13 protein-coding genes are annotated in these 18,001 nt (G+C 49.9%); 8 read left to right on the forward strand and 5 right to left on the reverse strand.

From position 1 onward, the window contains the following. The 3 genes from DRW07_RS03525 to DRW07_RS03535 are packed head-to-tail and all read left to right on the forward strand — an operon-like array spanning position 1 to position 3,432. On the forward strand, positions 1 to 1,476 hold the full coding sequence (locus DRW07_RS03525) for an SLC13 family permease (RefSeq protein ID WP_124026488.1): 1,476 nt from the start codon (positions 1 to 3) through the stop codon (positions 1,474 to 1,476). Next, the gene (locus DRW07_RS03530) at positions 1,473 to 2,270 is read left to right on the forward strand and encodes a DUF4886 domain-containing protein (RefSeq protein ID WP_124026489.1); all 798 of its coding nucleotides are present in this window, start codon (positions 1,473 to 1,475) and stop codon (positions 2,268 to 2,270) included. The genes DRW07_RS03525 and DRW07_RS03530 overlap by 4 nt, the downstream gene beginning before the upstream one ends. Before the next feature lies 1 nt (position 2,271). Next, complete coding sequence (locus DRW07_RS03535) at positions 2,272 to 3,432, forward strand: M14 family metallopeptidase (RefSeq protein WP_124026490.1); 1,161 nt, start codon at positions 2,272 to 2,274, stop codon at positions 3,430 to 3,432. On the opposite strand, the gene DRW07_RS03540 is transcribed toward DRW07_RS03535, so the two are convergent. Together DRW07_RS03540 and DRW07_RS03545 are read right to left on the reverse strand one after the other, a co-directional pair. Continuing rightward, positions 3,407 to 4,567 (reverse strand): glycoside hydrolase family 18 protein, encoded by a 1,161-nt coding sequence (locus DRW07_RS03540; RefSeq protein WP_124026491.1) that lies wholly within the window; start codon positions 4,565 to 4,567, stop codon positions 3,407 to 3,409. The genes DRW07_RS03535 and DRW07_RS03540 overlap by 26 nt on opposite strands. 110 nt (positions 4,568 to 4,677) lie before the next feature. Then, on the reverse strand, positions 4,678 to 6,273 hold the full coding sequence (locus tag DRW07_RS03545; protein ID WP_124026492.1) for a diguanylate cyclase domain-containing protein: 1,596 nt from the start codon (positions 6,271 to 6,273) through the stop codon (positions 4,678 to 4,680). Positions 6,274 to 6,464: 191 nt separating this feature from the next. Here DRW07_RS03545 and DRW07_RS03550 point away from each other — a divergent pair, with 191 nt between their 5' ends. From DRW07_RS03550 to DRW07_RS03565, 4 genes are all read left to right on the forward strand, one after another. After that, a complete protein-coding gene (locus DRW07_RS03550; RefSeq protein WP_124026493.1) occupies positions 6,465 to 10,145 on the forward strand; it encodes an ATP-binding protein in 3,681 nt (1,226 codons plus the stop codon). Continuing rightward, positions 10,139 to 10,774: a condensin complex protein MksE gene (locus tag DRW07_RS03555; protein WP_124026494.1), complete on the forward strand. Its 636-nt coding sequence runs from the start codon at positions 10,139 to 10,141 to the stop codon at positions 10,772 to 10,774. The genes DRW07_RS03550 and DRW07_RS03555 overlap by 7 nt, the downstream gene beginning before the upstream one ends. Then, on the forward strand, positions 10,771 to 11,985 hold the full coding sequence (locus DRW07_RS03560; protein ID WP_124026495.1) for a phosphoenolpyruvate carboxylase: 1,215 nt from the start codon (positions 10,771 to 10,773) through the stop codon (positions 11,983 to 11,985). The genes DRW07_RS03555 and DRW07_RS03560 overlap by 4 nt, the downstream gene beginning before the upstream one ends. 93 nt (positions 11,986 to 12,078) lie before the next feature. Continuing rightward, entirely contained in the window at positions 12,079 to 12,474 is a 396-nt protein-coding gene (locus DRW07_RS03565; RefSeq protein ID WP_124026496.1) for a TerB family tellurite resistance protein, read from the forward strand. 15 nt (positions 12,475 to 12,489) lie between these two features. On the opposite strand, the gene DRW07_RS03570 is transcribed toward DRW07_RS03565, so the two are convergent. Genes DRW07_RS03570 through DRW07_RS03580 form a run of 3 tightly spaced genes read right to left on the reverse strand, consistent with a single transcriptional unit; the run spans position 12,490 to position 16,710 of the window. Further along, positions 12,490 to 13,131 (reverse strand): TVP38/TMEM64 family protein, encoded by a 642-nt coding sequence (locus DRW07_RS03570; RefSeq protein ID WP_124026497.1) that lies wholly within the window; start codon positions 13,129 to 13,131, stop codon positions 12,490 to 12,492. Next, positions 13,128 to 14,444, reverse strand: coding sequence for a glycosyltransferase (locus tag DRW07_RS03575; protein WP_124026498.1), 1,317 nt, complete (start codon positions 14,442 to 14,444; stop codon positions 13,128 to 13,130). The genes DRW07_RS03570 and DRW07_RS03575 overlap by 4 nt, the downstream gene beginning before the upstream one ends. After that, on the reverse strand, positions 14,419 to 16,710 hold the full coding sequence (locus DRW07_RS03580; RefSeq protein ID WP_205665349.1) for a glucosidase family protein: 2,292 nt from the start codon (positions 16,708 to 16,710) through the stop codon (positions 14,419 to 14,421). Before DRW07_RS03580 ends, DRW07_RS03575 begins: the two co-directional genes overlap by 26 nt. 290 nt (positions 16,711 to 17,000) lie before the next feature. On the opposite strand from DRW07_RS03580, the gene DRW07_RS03585 reads away from it, so the two are divergent. After that, positions 17,001 to 17,735 carry a PRC-barrel domain containing protein gene (locus tag DRW07_RS03585; RefSeq protein WP_124026499.1) on the forward strand — a complete coding sequence of 245 codons (735 nt, stop codon included), beginning with the start codon at positions 17,001 to 17,003 and terminating at the stop codon, positions 17,733 to 17,735. Positions 17,736 to 18,001 lie beyond the last annotated feature (266 nt).

Below are 18,001 nucleotides of genomic sequence, written 5' to 3' on the forward strand. Positions count from 1 at the left end.
ATGTCTGCGATTGATATGCGCGAGCACGAACGTGCTCGCTATCAGGATATCGGGCTTATCCTTGGTCCTTTGCTGTTTGCCGTAATGATGATGTTTGACGGTACTCAGCAAACTATGGACCAGGGTGCCTGGCGTGTAGCGGCCATTGGTTTGTGGATGGCTGCCTGGTGGGCAACTGAAGCTGTGCCTGTACCGGTTACGGCATTCTTGCCGATTGTCACCTTTCCGCTAATGAACGTGGCAACCATGAGCGAGACCACAGCGGCTTATGCAAACCCCATTATCTATTTGTTTTTGGGTGCCTTTATTCTGGCGCTGGCAGTAGAAAAATGGATGCTGCACAAGCGTATTGCGCTAATCATTCTTAATATCACAGGAACCGATGGAACTCGGCTAATTGGCGGTTTTATGCTGGTCGCGGCGCTGTTATCTATGTGGATGACCAACACCTCTACTACCATGATGCTCATGCCGATTGCGTTGTCGGTGGCCACTGTGATTGCCGATAACAATAACCACCTGTCCGACGAGCAAACCGCGTCGTTTAAAGTGGCCATGTTATTGGGGCTGGCCTACGCAGCGACCATTGGCGGCTTGGCAACTTTAGTCGGCACACCGCCTAATGCGCTGTTGGCAGCGTTTTTAACCGAGAACTACGGCATTAAAATTACCTTTGCCAGCTGGATGCTGGTAGGCGTACCCGTCATGATGATCATGCTGCCGCTGGCATGGGTGTCGCTGACGCGTTTTAGCTTTCGTATCAATATACCGGCTAATCCAGCGGTAAACGAACACCTAAAGGCGCTAAAAGAAGAGCTTGGCCCTATGTCTACTGCTGAAAAGCGGGTGGCAGTGGTATTTGTTTGTGTGGTGATCTTGTGGATCTTAAGACGTCCAGTATCAGCCTGGCTAGACATTAGTTTTCTCACCGATACCGGTATCGTCATGGCCGCGGCTTTAGTGCTGTTTTTGCTGCCAAGTGGTGACAAACAACAGCCTCAGATCATGGTGTGGCAAAACGTGAGCAGGCTGCCTTGGGGTGTGTTGATCTTGTTTGGTGGCGGTCTTAGTCTGGCAGCCGCGGTGTCGTCTACCGGTCTGGCAACTTGGCTCGGTGAGAGTCTTACGCCGCTAGGCGGGTTGGGCATTTTTGTGCTTATTGTTGCTGCTACCGGGCTGGTTATCTTTCTTACCGAACTCACCAGTAATGTGGCAACTGCGGCCACCTTTTTACCTGTGGTCGCGGCGGTCGCGCTGGAGCTGGGCGTATCGCCTTTACTCTTGTGTATACCCGTTACACTAGCGGCGAGTTGTGCCTTTATGCTGCCCGTAGCTACGCCACCCAATGCCATCGTGTTTGCGTCGGGTGTATTGTCTATTCCACAAATGGTGAGGGCAGGAGCCATGCTTAATCTGATTGGTATGATTTTGCTCTCCATTGTGTCGGTATGGCTTGCGCCTAAGGTGTTCTTATGAAGGCATTACAACGGCTTGCTGCGGTAGCAGCACTGTGCACCGCCTTGCTATCGGGGGCAGGTGTTGCTGATGCACCCGATAAAGTGCTGTTCGTTGGCAACAGTTTTAGCTTCTATAACAACGGCATTCACAACCATTACAACAGCCTGATAAGGGCGAATGGCGATTGGCAGCGTGGTAAAAATCGCACTCGCCTAAAAACCCTTTCGGGTGGGCATATCCATGAGCACGTAAGTGGTTTGGCTGCTTATTTGAAAGAAGATAAACGCGGATGGGATGCTGTGGTGCTGCAAGGACACAGCAATGAGCCTGTGCTTTCCAGCAAAAAAGCGCGTTTCGAGGCCGCATTGGCAGAGGCGGTCGACATTGTCAGACAACAGGACATGCAGCCCATTCTGTTTATGACCTGGGGATACAAAGGCAATGGGCAAATGGCGACAGACATTGCCAATGCCTATCTGGCGCAGGGAAAGAAGCTTGAGGTACCTGTGGTCCCCGTGGGCCTGGCGTTTGCTGCGGCAGCCAAACAGTTTCCCCATGTTGACTTGTACGTGCCCGATGTTTTGGGTGTGGAGCAACAAGGCGACACGCCCGCACTGACATACAGACGCGATCTTAAGCACCCAAGCGCAGCCGGTACCTATCTGGCTGCCTGTGTGTTTTATGCCAGTCTGCAGGGCAAGTCTCCCGAGGGTAACCTGTTTACAGCTGGCCTCTCACCGGATGTCGCTCAGGCGCTGCAGGCGTTAAGTTGGGAGCTGGTGTCCAAGTTTGCCCAACAAGAAGGAAATTAGTATGTGGCGATTGCTGTTGATTGCTGGCCTGCTGTCCACGCAGGCCTATGCCAGTTGTGAGTTTGACGGTGTGACGTTTCACGCTGACTATGCGGGTGGGAAACTGGATGGGTGTGAACGCCTTGCGCCCGGACATTTTATGCTGACCACCAAACCGGAAAATACGCCTATTAATCCTAGCCCCTGGTATTCGTTTGCCATTGAGTCTGACACTGAGCAGCGTCTTACTCTGTCAATCGCTGCCGATGGGCAGCGCCCAAGGTATCTTCCACAAGTCAGTGAAAACGGTGAAAGCTGGCAGCCTTTGCCTTTCACGTTGGATGAGCACGGCTTTCAGGTCCAGCTGACTATTGGGGCATCTGCAACGCGTTATGTGAGCGCCAATGCGCTTTTTACCAGTCAGGATTACATTGAATGGGCAACGCAGTTGTCTGAATCAAGTGCCTTTGAGCAGGTGCTGCTGGGCCGCTCCACGGGTGATCGTCCTATTTATGGCTTAGTGCATGAAAAGCCAGACAATAAGGAATGGCTTTTGGTGCTTGGCAGGCAGCATCCGCCAGAGCTTACCGGGGCGTTTGCCATGCTCAGTTTTGTCGACGCTCTGGCACAACAAGAAGAAGTCATGCCGGCGTTTTTTAACCGTTTCAATGTGCTGGTCGTGCCTGTGGTTAATCCTGACGGGGTTGATGAAGGCTATTGGCGTCATAATTTAAACGGGGTGGATCTAAACCGCGACTGGGGCAAGTTTACCCAGCAGGAAACCCGTGTGGTACATGAGGCCATGCAGAAACTGATAAGCGGCGATGAACGCCTGGTGTTTGCATTGGATTTTCATTCAACCCGCCAGGATGTGTTTTACACCATGCCCAGTGACTATGGTGTTATGCCTGCCGACTTTGTACTGAATTGGCTCGACGCCTTTAAAAAGGAAAGTGTTCGCTCGTTTGTTGTGCGTGATCAGCCAGGTTCAAGCCCGGGGCGGGGCGTGTTTAAGCAATTTATTGCCGACACCTATGGCGTACACGCTGTGACGTTTGAAATGGGTGACAATACGCCAAAGGCACTGCTTGACCACGTAGGTAAAGTCAGTGCCCACACCCTCATGGAACAGATGTTACAGACCCGTCAGCAGGACTTTATTTTCGTAAGCCCTGATAAATAGTGGTCAGAAGCTGGGTTTCATGATCGCTGTCATAGGCCCAGAACATCACGCCCTTTAGCCCCTTGTTTTTGACATAGTCAGTTTTTAGGGCAATGGATTCAGGGTCGTCGTAGGTCACAAAAATGCGCTTTTCCTGGTTCCACAGGTACGGCGCTTTTGCGATATCGTCCCAGTAGCGAGTAAAGCCGTTTTTGTTGATAACATTAACAAACAGATTATGGTAACTATTACTGCCGTAATTAATGCCGTTAAATTCAGCGGTATTAGGCTGACCGCGCTGATGCAAGCCTTGATTGTCGGCGGCCACGCTTGCCCAGCTTCGGCCATAGAAAGCCACGCCTAACACCAGTTTTTCCGGCGGTACGCCTGCGGCTAAATGCGCCTTTACTGCTGCATCAGCAGACAGGCCCCGTGTATCATTGGGGTGGGTATACAGGCCGGCATGATGACCGGTTGAAGTGTTCTTGGCGGCAACGTGAAAGTCGTAGGCCATAATATTGATGAAGTCGAGATAGCGCTGCCAATTGCCAATGTCACTCTGGTCGATAAACGCCTGAAAGCCACCGCTAGCAATGGTCAGCAGCAGTGGGCGACCTAACTCACCTTCCAGCTTGTCCAGTCGTTGACGCAGTCCCTTTAGTACCAGGGTAAAATTTTTGCCATCTTCATCGCGATGCACGTTGCCAGCACCAGGTAAACCTGGGTATTCCCAGTCAATATCAATACCGTCCAACTGATGCTTTTTAATAAAGGCTGCTGCGCTGTCTATAAACGCTTGCCTGGACGATTCGGTTAGAGCCATATCTGAAAACTTGCCCGACCAGGTCCAACCGCCCACCGAGGTGAGTATTTTTAGATCAGGGTTGCGTTTTTTAAGCGTTTGCAGCACGCGGTAGTTTTGCGTGTCGTATTGAAACCCCTCAACGATGCGGTGGTTTTCAATATTGGAAAACGCATAGTTGATATGGGTGAGCTTCTCAGCGGCAATCTCATTGGGATTGATAACCGCCTCTTCGCTAAACACGTAACCAATAATCACACGGCCGTTATCTAAAGGTTCAGACTCAGCATGCAGAAAAGAAACAAAAAAGAGAGAAGTAAAAATAAGGGCTTTTAAAATACGTTCAGGTGCCATCGTCCATTACCGACAGAGAACAAAAGGGGCTTTATACTGGTTTATCCGGCCATAAGATGCAACTGCCAGAGCGTCGAAAAACCTAATTGCAAGACGCTGAAGGCGTGAAACTAGATGGCCTTGTAAGCTTTAAATGCGCCTTTGCCAGATTGCTTAACGCTATACATAGCCTGATCTGCCCGGCGTATCAATTCTTCAGCCGTAGTGCCATCCATTGGATAACTGGCTACACCAATGGAGGCAGTGCAGGTAAAACGACCTGTCGAGTCACTAACCGACTCGAGTGCTTCGAGAATACGTTCTAAAAACGGCCCATATTCGTCTAAGCCGGACACATCCGTTAACACGGCCACAAACTCATCACCGCCCACGCGGGCGAGGGTGTCTACCTCGCGAAGGCAAGCGCGCATGGCTTTACCGGTTTCAACCAAAAACTGATCGCCTTCGTGATGCCCCAATTCGTCATTAACAAGCTTAAAGCTATCTAAATCAATGAATGCTACTACCACTTCAGATTCGTGGCGTTTGGCTCTTGCCAATGCCTCTGCAAGGCGCTCAGCCAGCAATGTTCGATTAGGTAGTCCTGTCAGTTGGTCGTGAGAGGCCGAATATTCCAGTGCTTTTGCCTGATTTTTAATGGTGGTGATGTCGGTATAGATCCCCACATACCACATATCTTTACCATGCTCGTCTTTAACAACGTTATAACGGGCCATCTCAGTTTTTATCTGACCATTGGGTAATTGCACGCTGAGCTCGCCTTGCCAGCGTCCTTTGTCGGTTATGCGTTGCCAGCGACGTCTAAAGGCTTCATCACCGTCGCTGCCATGCCTGACTTCCTTAAGATTTTTACCTACCACTTCATTAACTTCCCGGCCGGTCGTTTTGGCAAACACTGGGTTGGCATTAAGCACGTTTGCCTGTGCATCGACGATCACGATGCTTTCGCTGGTATGTTCAAATACACTGGCCGCTAGCCTCTGTTCGCGTAGGGCTTTTACCTGCGCGGTAACGTCTCGCGCAATGCCATAAAGACCAATGATTTCACCAGCATCGTTTTTGACCGGGTACTTGCGGTTGTCCACCCAGCCTTGGGTGCCATCTGGCCGAATGATAGGCTGAATACCTTGTGCCACACTCTCACCGGCATACACTTGTACTTCAAGGTTGTAGTAATTCTCAACCAGCGACTCGGGAAACACCTCATAGTCGATTTTTCCTGAAAATTCACGCCAATGAGAAATGGGTTCACATAAACTCACCATACTCTGACTTGCGGCCAATAGCACATGATGGGCGTCCTTAAAAAAGATAAAGTCGTTGGTGGTTTCCATCAACACAGTCACAATATCGGAATCAAGACCCGTCATGGCATGAGGAAGGTGTCTAACATCAACAAAAGACAAACTAATAACATCAGGTTGCAGATAAGCAGTTACAGACACCCAAAAGATACGGAATTGTTTGTCTTTGCCTCTTAGGCGCATGTGTAATGAGGGGGTGTCAGAGTTGGGCAATGTTTCGCACAAGGCCTGCAAGGCTTGCAGATCGTCCTGGTGTCCACATCGATGCAAATAGTTTTTTCGCTCAACCATTTCAGACGTTGAAAAACCCAGCAATGCTGAGGTTTCACCACTCACTTGAAGTAAGTTGAGGTCTGCATCTACATCACATGCAAACGAAAAATCAGAGACAGAGTTGCTCACACTAATAGAATAACCTAAACATAGTTACACTCAAGCGTAGACGATATTAACCTAAACCCCAAAGAAATAGGGGCCTAGCAGACGATTTTTTATATTCAGCATGGATTCGTCGATATTGCCACTTTTGTGGCCTTATTATTCGTACTACAATGCTGCTCTTTTTATTGTGCATTAACGGGTGAAGGAGCCTCATGCCCGGGTTAAAACGAATAATTCTAATAGACACCCACCTCCCAAACGTAGTTGAACTCAAGCTGGATGGCCACACCAATATTTGTGGTACCAATGCGTCAGGTAAAACCACCTTACAACGCTTGATCCCGGTGTTTTACGGAGAGTATCCCAGTCGGGTGGTACCCGCCACACGTGACAGCTTCGAGAAGTGGTATTTACCGCGTCCTTCCAGCTTTATTATCTATGAATACGAGCGCTTTGAAGGTGACTTGTGTCAGGCTGTGCTGACGTCTACCGGTACCGGTGTTAACTATCGTTTGATAGGGAAACCGTTCGACAGGGACGATTACCTCATCCAGCAAAAAACCGGTGAATTCGCCAGCGTGAATGCCGTTGATATGGCGCGGGCACTCAAGCGCAATAATATTTTGGTGTCGAGCCAAATGGGTACCAAAGATTTCCGCGCTGTTATTCAAAACGATCAAAGTACGTTAACGCAAAGCAGCAATGCTCGGGAATTACTCGGCTATGCGCGTATTTTTAGCGTGTGCGATGCCGCGCATCCAATTCGGCACATAGAAAAGCTGGCAAAAGCCGTGCACTCCAAAGAAGGTAAAATGGAAACCATCAAAACCATGGTGGCGGCCATTATGGAGGAAGACGGTGTGCAGCCGCCCACGTCCAACCTGAGTAAACAGCGAGTGGACGACTGGCAGGGTGAGTGTCAGCTGATTAAATCGTTTGACGGTATCCGTCCCACATTTTTGCAGTTGGAGCAGGCCAATCTGGCGCTGGAAGATGCCGAGGCCCAGCTGCGCGCGCTGAAAGAACAGTTTTCGGTGGACAGTGCCACTCAGGCTGCCGAACTCACGCAACAACAAGCGCAGCTGGAAGAAACCGTTATCAGTCTGAAGCAAGCTGAAAGCCAATGGCGCGATGCGCAGGACACCCTGAACCAGACTATCTCATCGGCCCGTGCCGATGTGGACAAATACACTCGCGAATTGGATGCAGTAGAAGAAGAGTATGCCCAGTGGCAGGAAAAAGACATTGACCAGCTGAAAAACGATGTGGAGCACCTGGAACAATGGCAGCGCGCACTGGCCAATACCGAATCACGGCTCGCTTTGCTTACCAACGAGCACCAAGACGCCGAAGCCAGCTTTAACCGTCGACTGGCTGAAATCGGTGAGTCGCACGCCGAAGCCGTGAGCGCCCTGCACGCGAAAAAGCAAACGCTCAACGACACGCTGAACCAGCAAAGGCAGGAAGAAGCCGTACTTAAGCAGCAAAGCAAAGAGCAGTACCAAAGCCAGCTAACGGCGCTAGAAAACAGCTATCGCGAGTCCATAGAATCACTCAAGGTTGAAAAAGCCGAGTGCAGCAGTGCGCTAAGCAATGCAGGCTTTAACTCATTCGAGCAAAGCCAGCTGGATTTACTCGATGCAGCGATAAAAGAAGCGCAAGTCAGCGAAGACGCTGCACAAGAGGCGTGTCAGCATGCCCGTCAGGCGCTGCAAAGCAGCCAGCGCAAGCGCGAGCAAGCCAGTATTGCACTTGAGAAGGCAAGGGGCCGCTATCAGCAGGCAAACAGCAATGTTGAGAAGGTTAAACAGATGCTGTTCCCCGGCGAAGGCACCTTACTGGAGTTTCTTCGCGCGTCGAAACCCGACTGGCCAGACACCATAGGTAAAATTATTCAGCCAGAATTGCTGAACCAGACCAAGCTACATCCAACGCAAAAAGACGAGGGCGATAGCCTGTTCGGCATAGGGTTGGATTTAAGCCACCTGGATAAGCCAATGCTGGCGGCCGATGAGGCGACCCTGCAAACCAAACTCAACGAAGCAGAATCTCAGGCCAGCGAGGCCCTAGCGGCGCAAAACGACGCAGAAAGTGCGCTCAGCAGTGCCGACGAAGAGGTGCGCAATGCGGAACTCGCGCTTACCCAAAAAGACAACAGTGTAAAGTCGGCGCAGGCCAACCGAAAACGTCTACAGCAAGACAAAGACACTCAACTGAGTGAATACCAGTCTGCGCTGGCTGAGCGTAAGTTAACGGCGAAAAAGCGAATTGAAAAGATCGCTTCAGCGCTAAGCAAAGCAGAATCTGCCCACAACGCAGAAAAAGAAGCCTTGCTTGAACAGCAGCGTGAGGCGGAAACCGAACAGAGTTTCCACTGGCAGCAGCTGATTGATGAAACCCAGGAACGTATTGCCCACGTCGACGACGAAATTGCCTCGATCAAGCAGGATGCCGAGCAGGAAAAGCAAACCCTGTCACAATGGTTGGACAGCGAGCTGAATGAGCGAGGGATTGATGTAGACGAAATCGGCACCCTGAAGAAGCAACTGGCAACGCTGCAAAAAGACATCCAGCGCACCCAAAGCCAGCGTCATTTAGTGGCTGACTACACCCGTTGGTATGACCGTATCTTCAAAGGGCAAAAGGTGGAATGGCAAAAGAGCCTGACTAAAACCCGTCAAACCCTCAGTGACGCCGAGCGTGAACTGGCCAAATACCAAAGCGACTTCAAACAAACCCGCGAGCAGCTTATTGCGAAGCGGGCTGAACTTGAGCAGTCTATTACCCGCCTTAGCAGTCATATTGAAGAAGTGAAAAGCCTGCACAAAGCCATTGTCAGGTTGGATTTGGATGAAAAAGGCGACGTTGCCGATATTGCCAGTGTGGCCAATACACTCACCCAACGCATTAGCCTGTCACAGAGCCTGCTCAAAGATCGCGAAACCCAGCACAAAAACGTGCGCGACTACGTAGACATGTTCGATCAGATGATCGCCACACAAGCCGGTACCGGATTGTCTGACACCTGGGAAAAAGCCCGTCAGGAATGTAAGACCGTATCTGAAGACGGCACGGTAAGGGTAGAGCATCGCAAGTTGGTGCCGCACTTGTCCCAGCTGTTGAACGTCATCATTCCGCAAAAACTGCAAGGCCTGAAAGAACAAGGGCGTATTTTTGGTGCAGATTTAAGCCAGTACTACCACGTACTGGTGGATATCGATAAACGCATTGAGCGTCAAAGCAGGCGGCTCACAGAAGAAGTCGACAGTGAATTGTATTTGGATGGCGTATCTAACTCTGCAGTGAAAATTCGTTCGCGCATCAGTGAACTGGAATTTTGGCCAGAGCTGGAAGCGTTTAAACAGGAGCATGAAGCCTGGCTGGCGGAGGGCGGTGATCAGTTGCCTGAAGAGTCGTACGGTCACGCCATGATCCGCGTGCTGGACATTCTGGGCCGGGCAGCGCTGCACGGCGGTATCAGTAAGTTGCTGGACATCGAATTGCATCTGCGCGAAGGCAACAGCGATTTGGTGATCCGCACCGACCGTCAGCTCAACGAATCATCTAGCCATGGTATGGCGTACCTGATTTTGTGTAAGTTTTTACTTGCCTTTACCCGTTTGCTGCGGGGCGAAGCCGATGTCACCATTCACTGGCCTATCGACGAGCTGGGCACCTTGCACCACAGCAATATCAAAAAGATTTTTGATGCCTGTCAGAACAACAACATCGATGTGGTCGGGGCTTTCCCGAATCCGGAGTCGGAAGTGCTCAACTTGTTTGAGAATCGTTACCTGATTGACAAGGCGAGCCGTCGCTTGCAAGTGGTGCAGCCGAAAGTGAATGCCATTTCTGAAAAACTCAAAGCAAAGAGGGAGGCTGAAGCATGTTAAGTGAAGCAGGACGCGTACTCTCCCGGCTACTGGAAGGCGCCTATATTTGTCAGGTCAGTGACGAAGAGGGCTGGCGCTTTTTAAAGCAGCGCGAAAACCAAAACCAAATTAAGCCGCATTTAGACGTGCTGAATCGTCAGCTGTCTACTGCCGCTGACGGCAGTGTGTTTTACGCCAGTTATATCTCTATTGGCGAAGAAGAGCGCAAGCATCTTACCGCCCAGTTTGCAGAGACCACGTCGCAATTAATGCCGCTGGTGGAGTGGTTAGTGCTGGTTCAACAGGCTACGCAGTCTGATGTGCCGCTGGCCATGGGCTCGGCGATCCGCTTGTCAGAACTACAACAAATTATTGAAGACACGCCGGCGTTTCGGGAAACGCTGGAAAAGATTGCCCGGTACCGCTTGTTTGGCTCCACCAGTGTGAACATGGACGGCCAGCTAAAACAGGTGTTTAAACGCCTCACCGACTTGGGCTATTTGCTAAAACCCAATAGTGAAAAGCAAATTTATCTGGCAACCGGCAAGATTGAATATCTGTATGAGGTCATCAAGTTCATTGACGAAACAGAAGGGCTTGGGCTGGCTGAGCAGGCCGAAGCGGCCATTGCGCAGGGTAGTTTGTTGTGAGTCAAATAATTGAAGAGGGGAAAAGGCTACTTAATGCCTTAGCCCGTCACGGCGATATTATCATGCAGGCCTATGCCAACGGCACGGTAACGGAGCGCCAGTTCCCGGCCAATGCACTGGAACAGCTGGTAAGGTTGGGCGTGTTATGGCGGCCCGATGCCAGTCAGCCGTTGCGCTTGAAGGCAGTAGTCAGAAACCTGCTGGAAGGCAGTTTGCAGGACGAGCGCAACCGGGTAATGTCAACCAACGTAGTGGCTGCATTGTCTGGGCTCACAACCTTGGCTGAACACTATAAAGAGTCATTGTTGGCGCAGCGTTTTGCAGAATCACAGTCTTACCTGAACGAGCTCACCGAGCACGTATACCAACTCAGCGAAGCGCTAGGCAACAGTATTCGCGTGTTGTTCAGTCGTATTAATGACGAGTTTGGCTATGTGTCGTCGGTGGAGGCAAAAATTCGTGAAAACCAACTGGCACAGGAGCAGGTGAGTGAACTGCTTAACCAGCTGGAGTGTTTTCAGTTTGATCAGTTAAGTCAGGTAGCGGGTAACTACAGTGAATTGCGCCATTTACTGGTGGTAACCTTGCAGCGCCGGTTTGCCAAAGCCGCACAAGAGTTGTCGGTGGTCCAGGCGCGATTGCTAGCGCTATTGGGGCGCTTCAGAGAGTTCCAGGGCAGAACCCGGTTGCTCAAGGGTTATTTGCTGCATCAGGAACAACATCCTGATTTTGCCCCAAGGCAATACATCAATATGACACAGCCGCCCGCCTTGTTTACGCAAGCACCGCCGCTATTGGCAGAGGCAAAAGCCGATGTCTTTAACACCGAGCACGAAAACGTGCTGGCCTTAATTGCAGTTAGTGTAGGTGCACACAAGGTGCGCGTTAAACCTAAAACGACTGCTGTCGCCCAGAAATTTACGCTGGAAGAAGCGTCATCGGTCACCCTGAATGATTCGGAAATTAAGGTGGCGGTAGAGGCCTACTTTGAACGTGTCATCGACTCTGGGCAAACTCTGTCAGCGCTGACTTACTTTGACGAAAAACAGCTCGATTTCGACAAAGAAGTCTGGCTGTATCAAGTGATTGGCGAATACGATGGGCTTACCAGTACCGATAAAGCCTTTTTCGCTCTGGAGTGGGAAGGGCAAACCGACCCTGTGTTTACAGGGAATTATTACATTGAGGACATCTTACTGGGCCTACGATAGAAATTTCGCGTAATGGATAAAACTTTTTGGCGCATTTCAGGTCTTACAGTGCCACACAAATGGAATGCGTTAGCTAATACACGAGGATCACACATGCAGTTATCCCAGTTACAGCACTTTAATCAAGCCCTTATTCAAATGTCAGTATTGCTTTATCAAGTAGACAGAAAAGTCACGCTGACTGAGCAGGAAGCCCTAGATAGCCTGGTGGAGTCACTCGACTGGCAAAGCCCTATCAGTTGTGAAGCGTTTAAAACCGAAGCCATTTTTCAGGCACGCAAGGCACTGGATGTGGGCGAAGGACGCGCCATGCTAAAAAACCTCAAAGACGACTTGATGTACGACCCCGACACGGCCATGGAAGTGGCATATATGATCACAGGTGTCGACGGCGAGCGCTCAGACGATGAAGCCGAGATGCTGCATTTTCTCACGCATAAATTACTGGCCAAGGCCTTAACAGAAGGCGCTGTGTTACCTGAAGAGTAATACACGCTAGCGTGCTCACTGACGTTTCTTATTCGCGTAGTGAGCACCACCTGAAAGCGCCAGGATCAACACGACTGCCACGGCTACCAGCGTGAAGTTCTGGTCTTTCATTGCGCCCGAGAACATCACATAAGGCACGGCATGCAGTAGCTGTATTGACCAGTTGATCAACAAATAATAAGCCAATGACAGACTGCCACTGGCCAGCAAAAGGTTCTTCATCATATAGGGCAAAATGGGCAAGGCGACAATACCCACAGCCCACTTGATTTGTGATGAGCGCCCCATATCGGGTACCGAGCGATCCTTTTTGTCCAGCCAACGAATGATGCTTGGTTTAATGAACGAGTGCATGGCCAAATAGCAGGCAACCATTTGGCACATCATGGCAATACCTATGATGACCAGTCCCCAGCCAACGCCAAATTTTGCCCCTGCGACTATGCAAAATATACTTAAGGGTAAACCTAACAGGGGTAAAAAGCACAGCGCCAGAATAAACCAAACGGGGTCAGCCTGTGGATTCAGGGCAAACGCTTTTATCTCAGTCACTAATACAGAAATGTCGGTGTAATATAAAAACACCGCTATACCGAGAAGCAGCAAGGCCAATCCAATTTTCAGACTGACTTGAGAATGACGCTGCGACTCACTCATGCTTCATCGTTTCCGTTAACCTGAAAGGTTTTTGTAACCGTGTCGAACTTCTGCTGCAACAATTGCCACTCTGCTTGCAATTTAGCTCTAAGGTTATCCATTGCCTCCAGACCGGGGTGTGTTTCAAAGGGCGCTTGATACGTTTTAAGGGTGTCAGCATAAAGCGCCAACAAGCGTTCAGCACTGCGTGAATCTGAGAATGTCTCTGCGGTTTTTAACGCCTCTGCACGCTTAGCTGACAATGAGTTAGTGTCTTTTAGCAATGTGTTGCACTGCGCAGCAAAAGACGCAGGCGTGGAATCTTTTGGAAGGTGCAGGCCATTGGCGTCGTTAACCACATCATCGACACCCGGTGCGGCCAACGCCACCACAGGTACACCAGCCGCCATGGCTTCTGTGACCACCATCCCCTGAGTTTCAGACTGCGAGGCAAAAACAAACACGTCCATGGCCGCGTAGGCATCCACGAGATCCTGCCCGCTGACATTCCCCAGCCACTGAATTCTGTTGTGAAGACCACATGACTGCGCCTTATCTTTTATGGCCTCTTCGCAGGGGCCTGAGCCTGCAATTAACCAGGTGGTGTTGTCGTTTTGTTCAAGTAGTTCAAGCATGGCGTCGGCGAGAAAATGCAGGTTTTTCTCTTCAGCCAGTCTGCCCAGATGACCAAGGATCCTGACATCCTCAGCAATATTCAAGCGATCCCGTGCTGCTTTTTTGTCAGCTTGTTTAAAATTATCAAGCACCACACCGGTTGGAATCACCTCCACCGGTACCGTCACGCCCCTGTCATTGATCATCTGTTTAATGCTGGTGCTGGGCGCAACCACTGCATTACACATATTCGCGTACGTTGTCGCCAGTTCTGCCGCAAATTGCGCCATCACCGAAGAGTCTTCGAGCACGTAATGGGTGTACTGTTCATAGCGCGTGTGATGGGTAAAAACCAGAGGTACCTGATAACGATGTGACAGACGCACCGCCGTGTCACCCAACAAAAACGGGTGATGGCTGTGAATTATATCGATGTGCAAACCGTCCAGCAGAGTGGTCAGTGCAAAGGGTACCGCTACCCGAACGGAAAAATCACTGCCGTTGTAGTTTTGAATAGCGGGTACACGTATCACATCGTCGATCTGCTCATACAAGGGAGCTTCAGAGCCCTCGAAATCAGGGGCGATGATCAGCACCTTATGGCCCTTGTCCCGCAGAACACTTGCCGTTTGGTAAACCGAATTCGCCACCCCGCCCACATGTGGAAGGTAGGTGTTGGTGAGCATTAAAATATTAATGGTTGGCCTCCATGTCGTCATTTAACGGTGTTAACGTCGCCTTCTTAAGCTGCGGGTCATAGTTAACAGGTTTATACCCCGGCAGAGTAATTTTGATGTCAGGCTTTTTAACATTGCTGTGCCAGTCTATGTCCAAACTGATATGTTTTTCGTCTCCCTCAACAGTAATTTCTACTGCCATTTTGCCCCAAGGGGTCAGTGTGGGGCCAAAGGCTACCTTGTCGCCTTGGTCTAACCATTTTTCAGGAATGCCAGACCCTACGATGACGCACTCTTGCTCCTCTCTAATGAACATATTGCGCACCATCATAAGGAACTCAGCCGCTGCCCAGCCATGCTGACCGTCACCCATACAGCCGCCGCCTGAGCGTGGATGAATGGCTTCTGGCCAATGCCCTGTAGGCGATGCGGCTGACACCACAGCGTCAATCAGCGTGTGATATCTGTCATCACCCTGGCGTAGCAAACTTTGTGCAACGGCTAAGGTTAGATAGATGTTCTTGCCAGAATGGATCATGTCCTGAAAAAAGGTGTCCTCGAAAAAACACTTTTGCAGCAAAAACTCCGTAGTGGCTACAAGGGCCGGATCGTCCGGCAAATTGAGCTGTAGCGGGTAATCCGACACCATAGAACCAATAGCCCCAGAATCCATTCTGCGGTATGGCGAGGCCGGAATGCCTCCCTGACGTTTATGGGTTTCGATTTTATCGATAGACGCTTCAACACTTTGTTTCATTTGCTCTGACAGGTGACGGGCCGTTTCTGCATCCTCCTCCATGTCATGTCGCGTAAAGAGTGCAGCAATGCCGTTTAAACCACCGATAGCCCAGTAATCATCCCAGTAATAGTGGTCATTGGGGCCAAAGTGCTCTGCACTGAAGCCCGCAGGAAAAAGACCATGGTGACGCGTATTTGGGGCATCTAACCGTTTTTTATCAATCCATTTCACGGCTTTGCGCGCAGCGCTTACCAGATCGTCCGAAACAGAATCACCGGTAACCTGCTCATACCTGTCTAGGATCCATAGCACCTGACCATTAGAATCCCATTCACCTTCCTGAGACTGAAAATAACCGTTTTGTTTTTGATGGGGTAAAAAGCCGGGGAAGGCGCGTTTTACCCGTTCAGGCAGGTTCACCGCAAGCAGTGCATTCATCATCAGGCAGGCATCTCTGAACCAGAATCGTTTATAGGTGTAAGGGCCGGGTACGATGTCTTTTGCACTTAAGAGCGCTAAGGTAACGAGACTGCTTTTAAATACCTTATTTAACTGTTTGTCAGGGGTTTCAAGGCTAGCGGCGGCGGCAAACAATTCTGACCAAGCTGCCGTTTTTGCTGAGCGATGGCCGTCACGGGCCATTTCTTTGGCCAGGTCAATGTGAACCGTCAGGGTTTGCTGACCGCTGTTTGGCTTCACATTAAAGCCGAGCGCGGCCGTTGCCATTCCCGCCTCACATTTCACCTCAAAATCATCATCAGAGGCCGCATCACGTTCAATGGCCGAAACCACATCACCGTGCAGATATTTCGAAAAATAATGGCAATCTGCCGGCCGGTCAAAGTGCACAAGGGTGTCGTTGTTAACGGTAACCTGTTTGCGTACCTTGTTTACGTTAACACGTTCAATAAATTGGATGCCCTCAGGGTTGTAAGGCCTGAAAGCGATCACGATTTTTCCCCCATCGGGAATATCACTGCGAATTGTCGTTTTCAGTACTGGTGATGCGTTATCGTCAATAACCAGTTCAACGGTGCTGGTGATCGTGCCCTTAGAGGTTTCATGGTGCGACTCAACCTGAAGCGATTCCTGCGCATGTTGTTTTTGCTTAAACGACTGACTTTTACTGGGGAAATGCAGGTTTCCGTCACTATCCTGAAGCCAGATATCGAACGACCAGCCATCGTAAAGCGGCGTTACCAGGCCTCTTGGGTCAACAATGGGGTATAAGGCCAAATCAGGCACACCCACCGCCGTCCAGTCTCTATGGGTTAGGTTCACATGGCTAATGCTAAACGCCCGTGGCACAAAGCTGGGATCATTGGGATTAAACTGCTTTTCTACCCAATACGGCCACACCCAGTCGAGGTTGGTTTGTATTGCCTTGGTGTTGACTAACCCTCGTGCATGAAAGCTCACCCCTGCGCGAAGCAGTTCGATAGGTTCTGCCACTTCGGAGGGCTGAGAAAATTGTCTGATGCGGGCAAGGATAGACGTCGGATCGATAAATCCGTAGTGATGGGCGGCGCGTTGCATCAAGTACTTCCATGGCAACAGTTTAGAGAGCATGCTCTTCCTCCTGTGGCGTCTGTTAAGTTTTTAGCAAGTGCCTTGTTAGACCTTGGGTCTTTAAACAGAAAATCAACCGTTACCACAAAAAGGCTTAATTAATCTTTTCATTGTCTGCGTAGGTACCTACCTATAATGAAACTAATAAGGAGAGGGCAAGATGACACGAACAGCAAATGGTAGGCCATTAACTAGGTGGTCTGATGTGTGATCAAAAATAGCTTGGGTCAGGTAGCCTATACTTAGGGTGTGTGGACTGCACACCTTAAAACTGAAAAGGGAGGATCAAAATGTACATTGCATTTAGTCAGCTAAAGCACTTCTCAATTCACGCGACAGACGGCGACATTGGGGCCTGCAAGGACGCTTTATTTGATGATCAGGATTTAGTCATACGTTATTTTTATGTAGACACCAGTGCCTGGTTACCACTTAGCCGAAAGGTGATCATTACCCCCATTTCTGTCACCGGTATCGAGCACGACAAAAAAGCCATGGCCGTTGCCATGGATACGGAAACGCTAAAAGCATCGCCCTCTATCGATACGCATAAACCCGTATCCAGAGAATATGAAGAGGCCTTGTTTAAGTATCTGGGCTATGGCTATTACTGGACTGGCCCGGGGGCCTGGGGCGATTTTGCCATGCCCAACCAACTGGTTGATGAGCCCGTTCGGGAAGACCTGACCGAACTGGAAAAAACTGAATCAAACAACCATTTGCGCTCCTGCGATGAAGTTGACGGGTATGACGTTAATCTTACCGGGCATCGCCACGGACACATTTGCGACTTTATTTTCAATACCAAAACATGGGCTATCGAGCTGTTTATTGTAGATACAAACAACTGGTTGCCAGGGGGTAAAAAGCTAGCAGTATCGCCCAAACAGCTGGAAAAAATAGACTGGCCGTCGCAGCAAGTCTCACTGAAGATAAGCGACGGTGTGTTAATGCAAGCACCCGAGGTCGACCTGGATAAGGTATCTGACAGCCAATACATCGAGGGCATTTTGTCGAAAATGTAACTAAGGCTAAAGGTAGTTAGTAATAAAATATTCTTGAAATGTTTTTTATTTTGTGATTAATTAGTAATTATGTTGCGTGAGTATCACGCGCTAGAAGGTAAGGGCGTTTCATGTTAAGCCCCTATCAGTAAAGAGTTCGACAAACGAAAGGGTTACACCTACAACCCATCATTTTGTTTGTTTAACATTTGGAGAATCAAGGTTGCCAATGGCTAGATTGGCAAGCTTATTCTTCATAAATCCCTTGCTTGAATTAATGGGCTTCT

This window comes from Paralteromonas sediminis (genome assembly GCF_003820355.1).
Classification (GTDB): domain Bacteria; phylum Pseudomonadota; class Gammaproteobacteria; order Enterobacterales; family Alteromonadaceae; genus Alteromonas_F; species Alteromonas_F sediminis.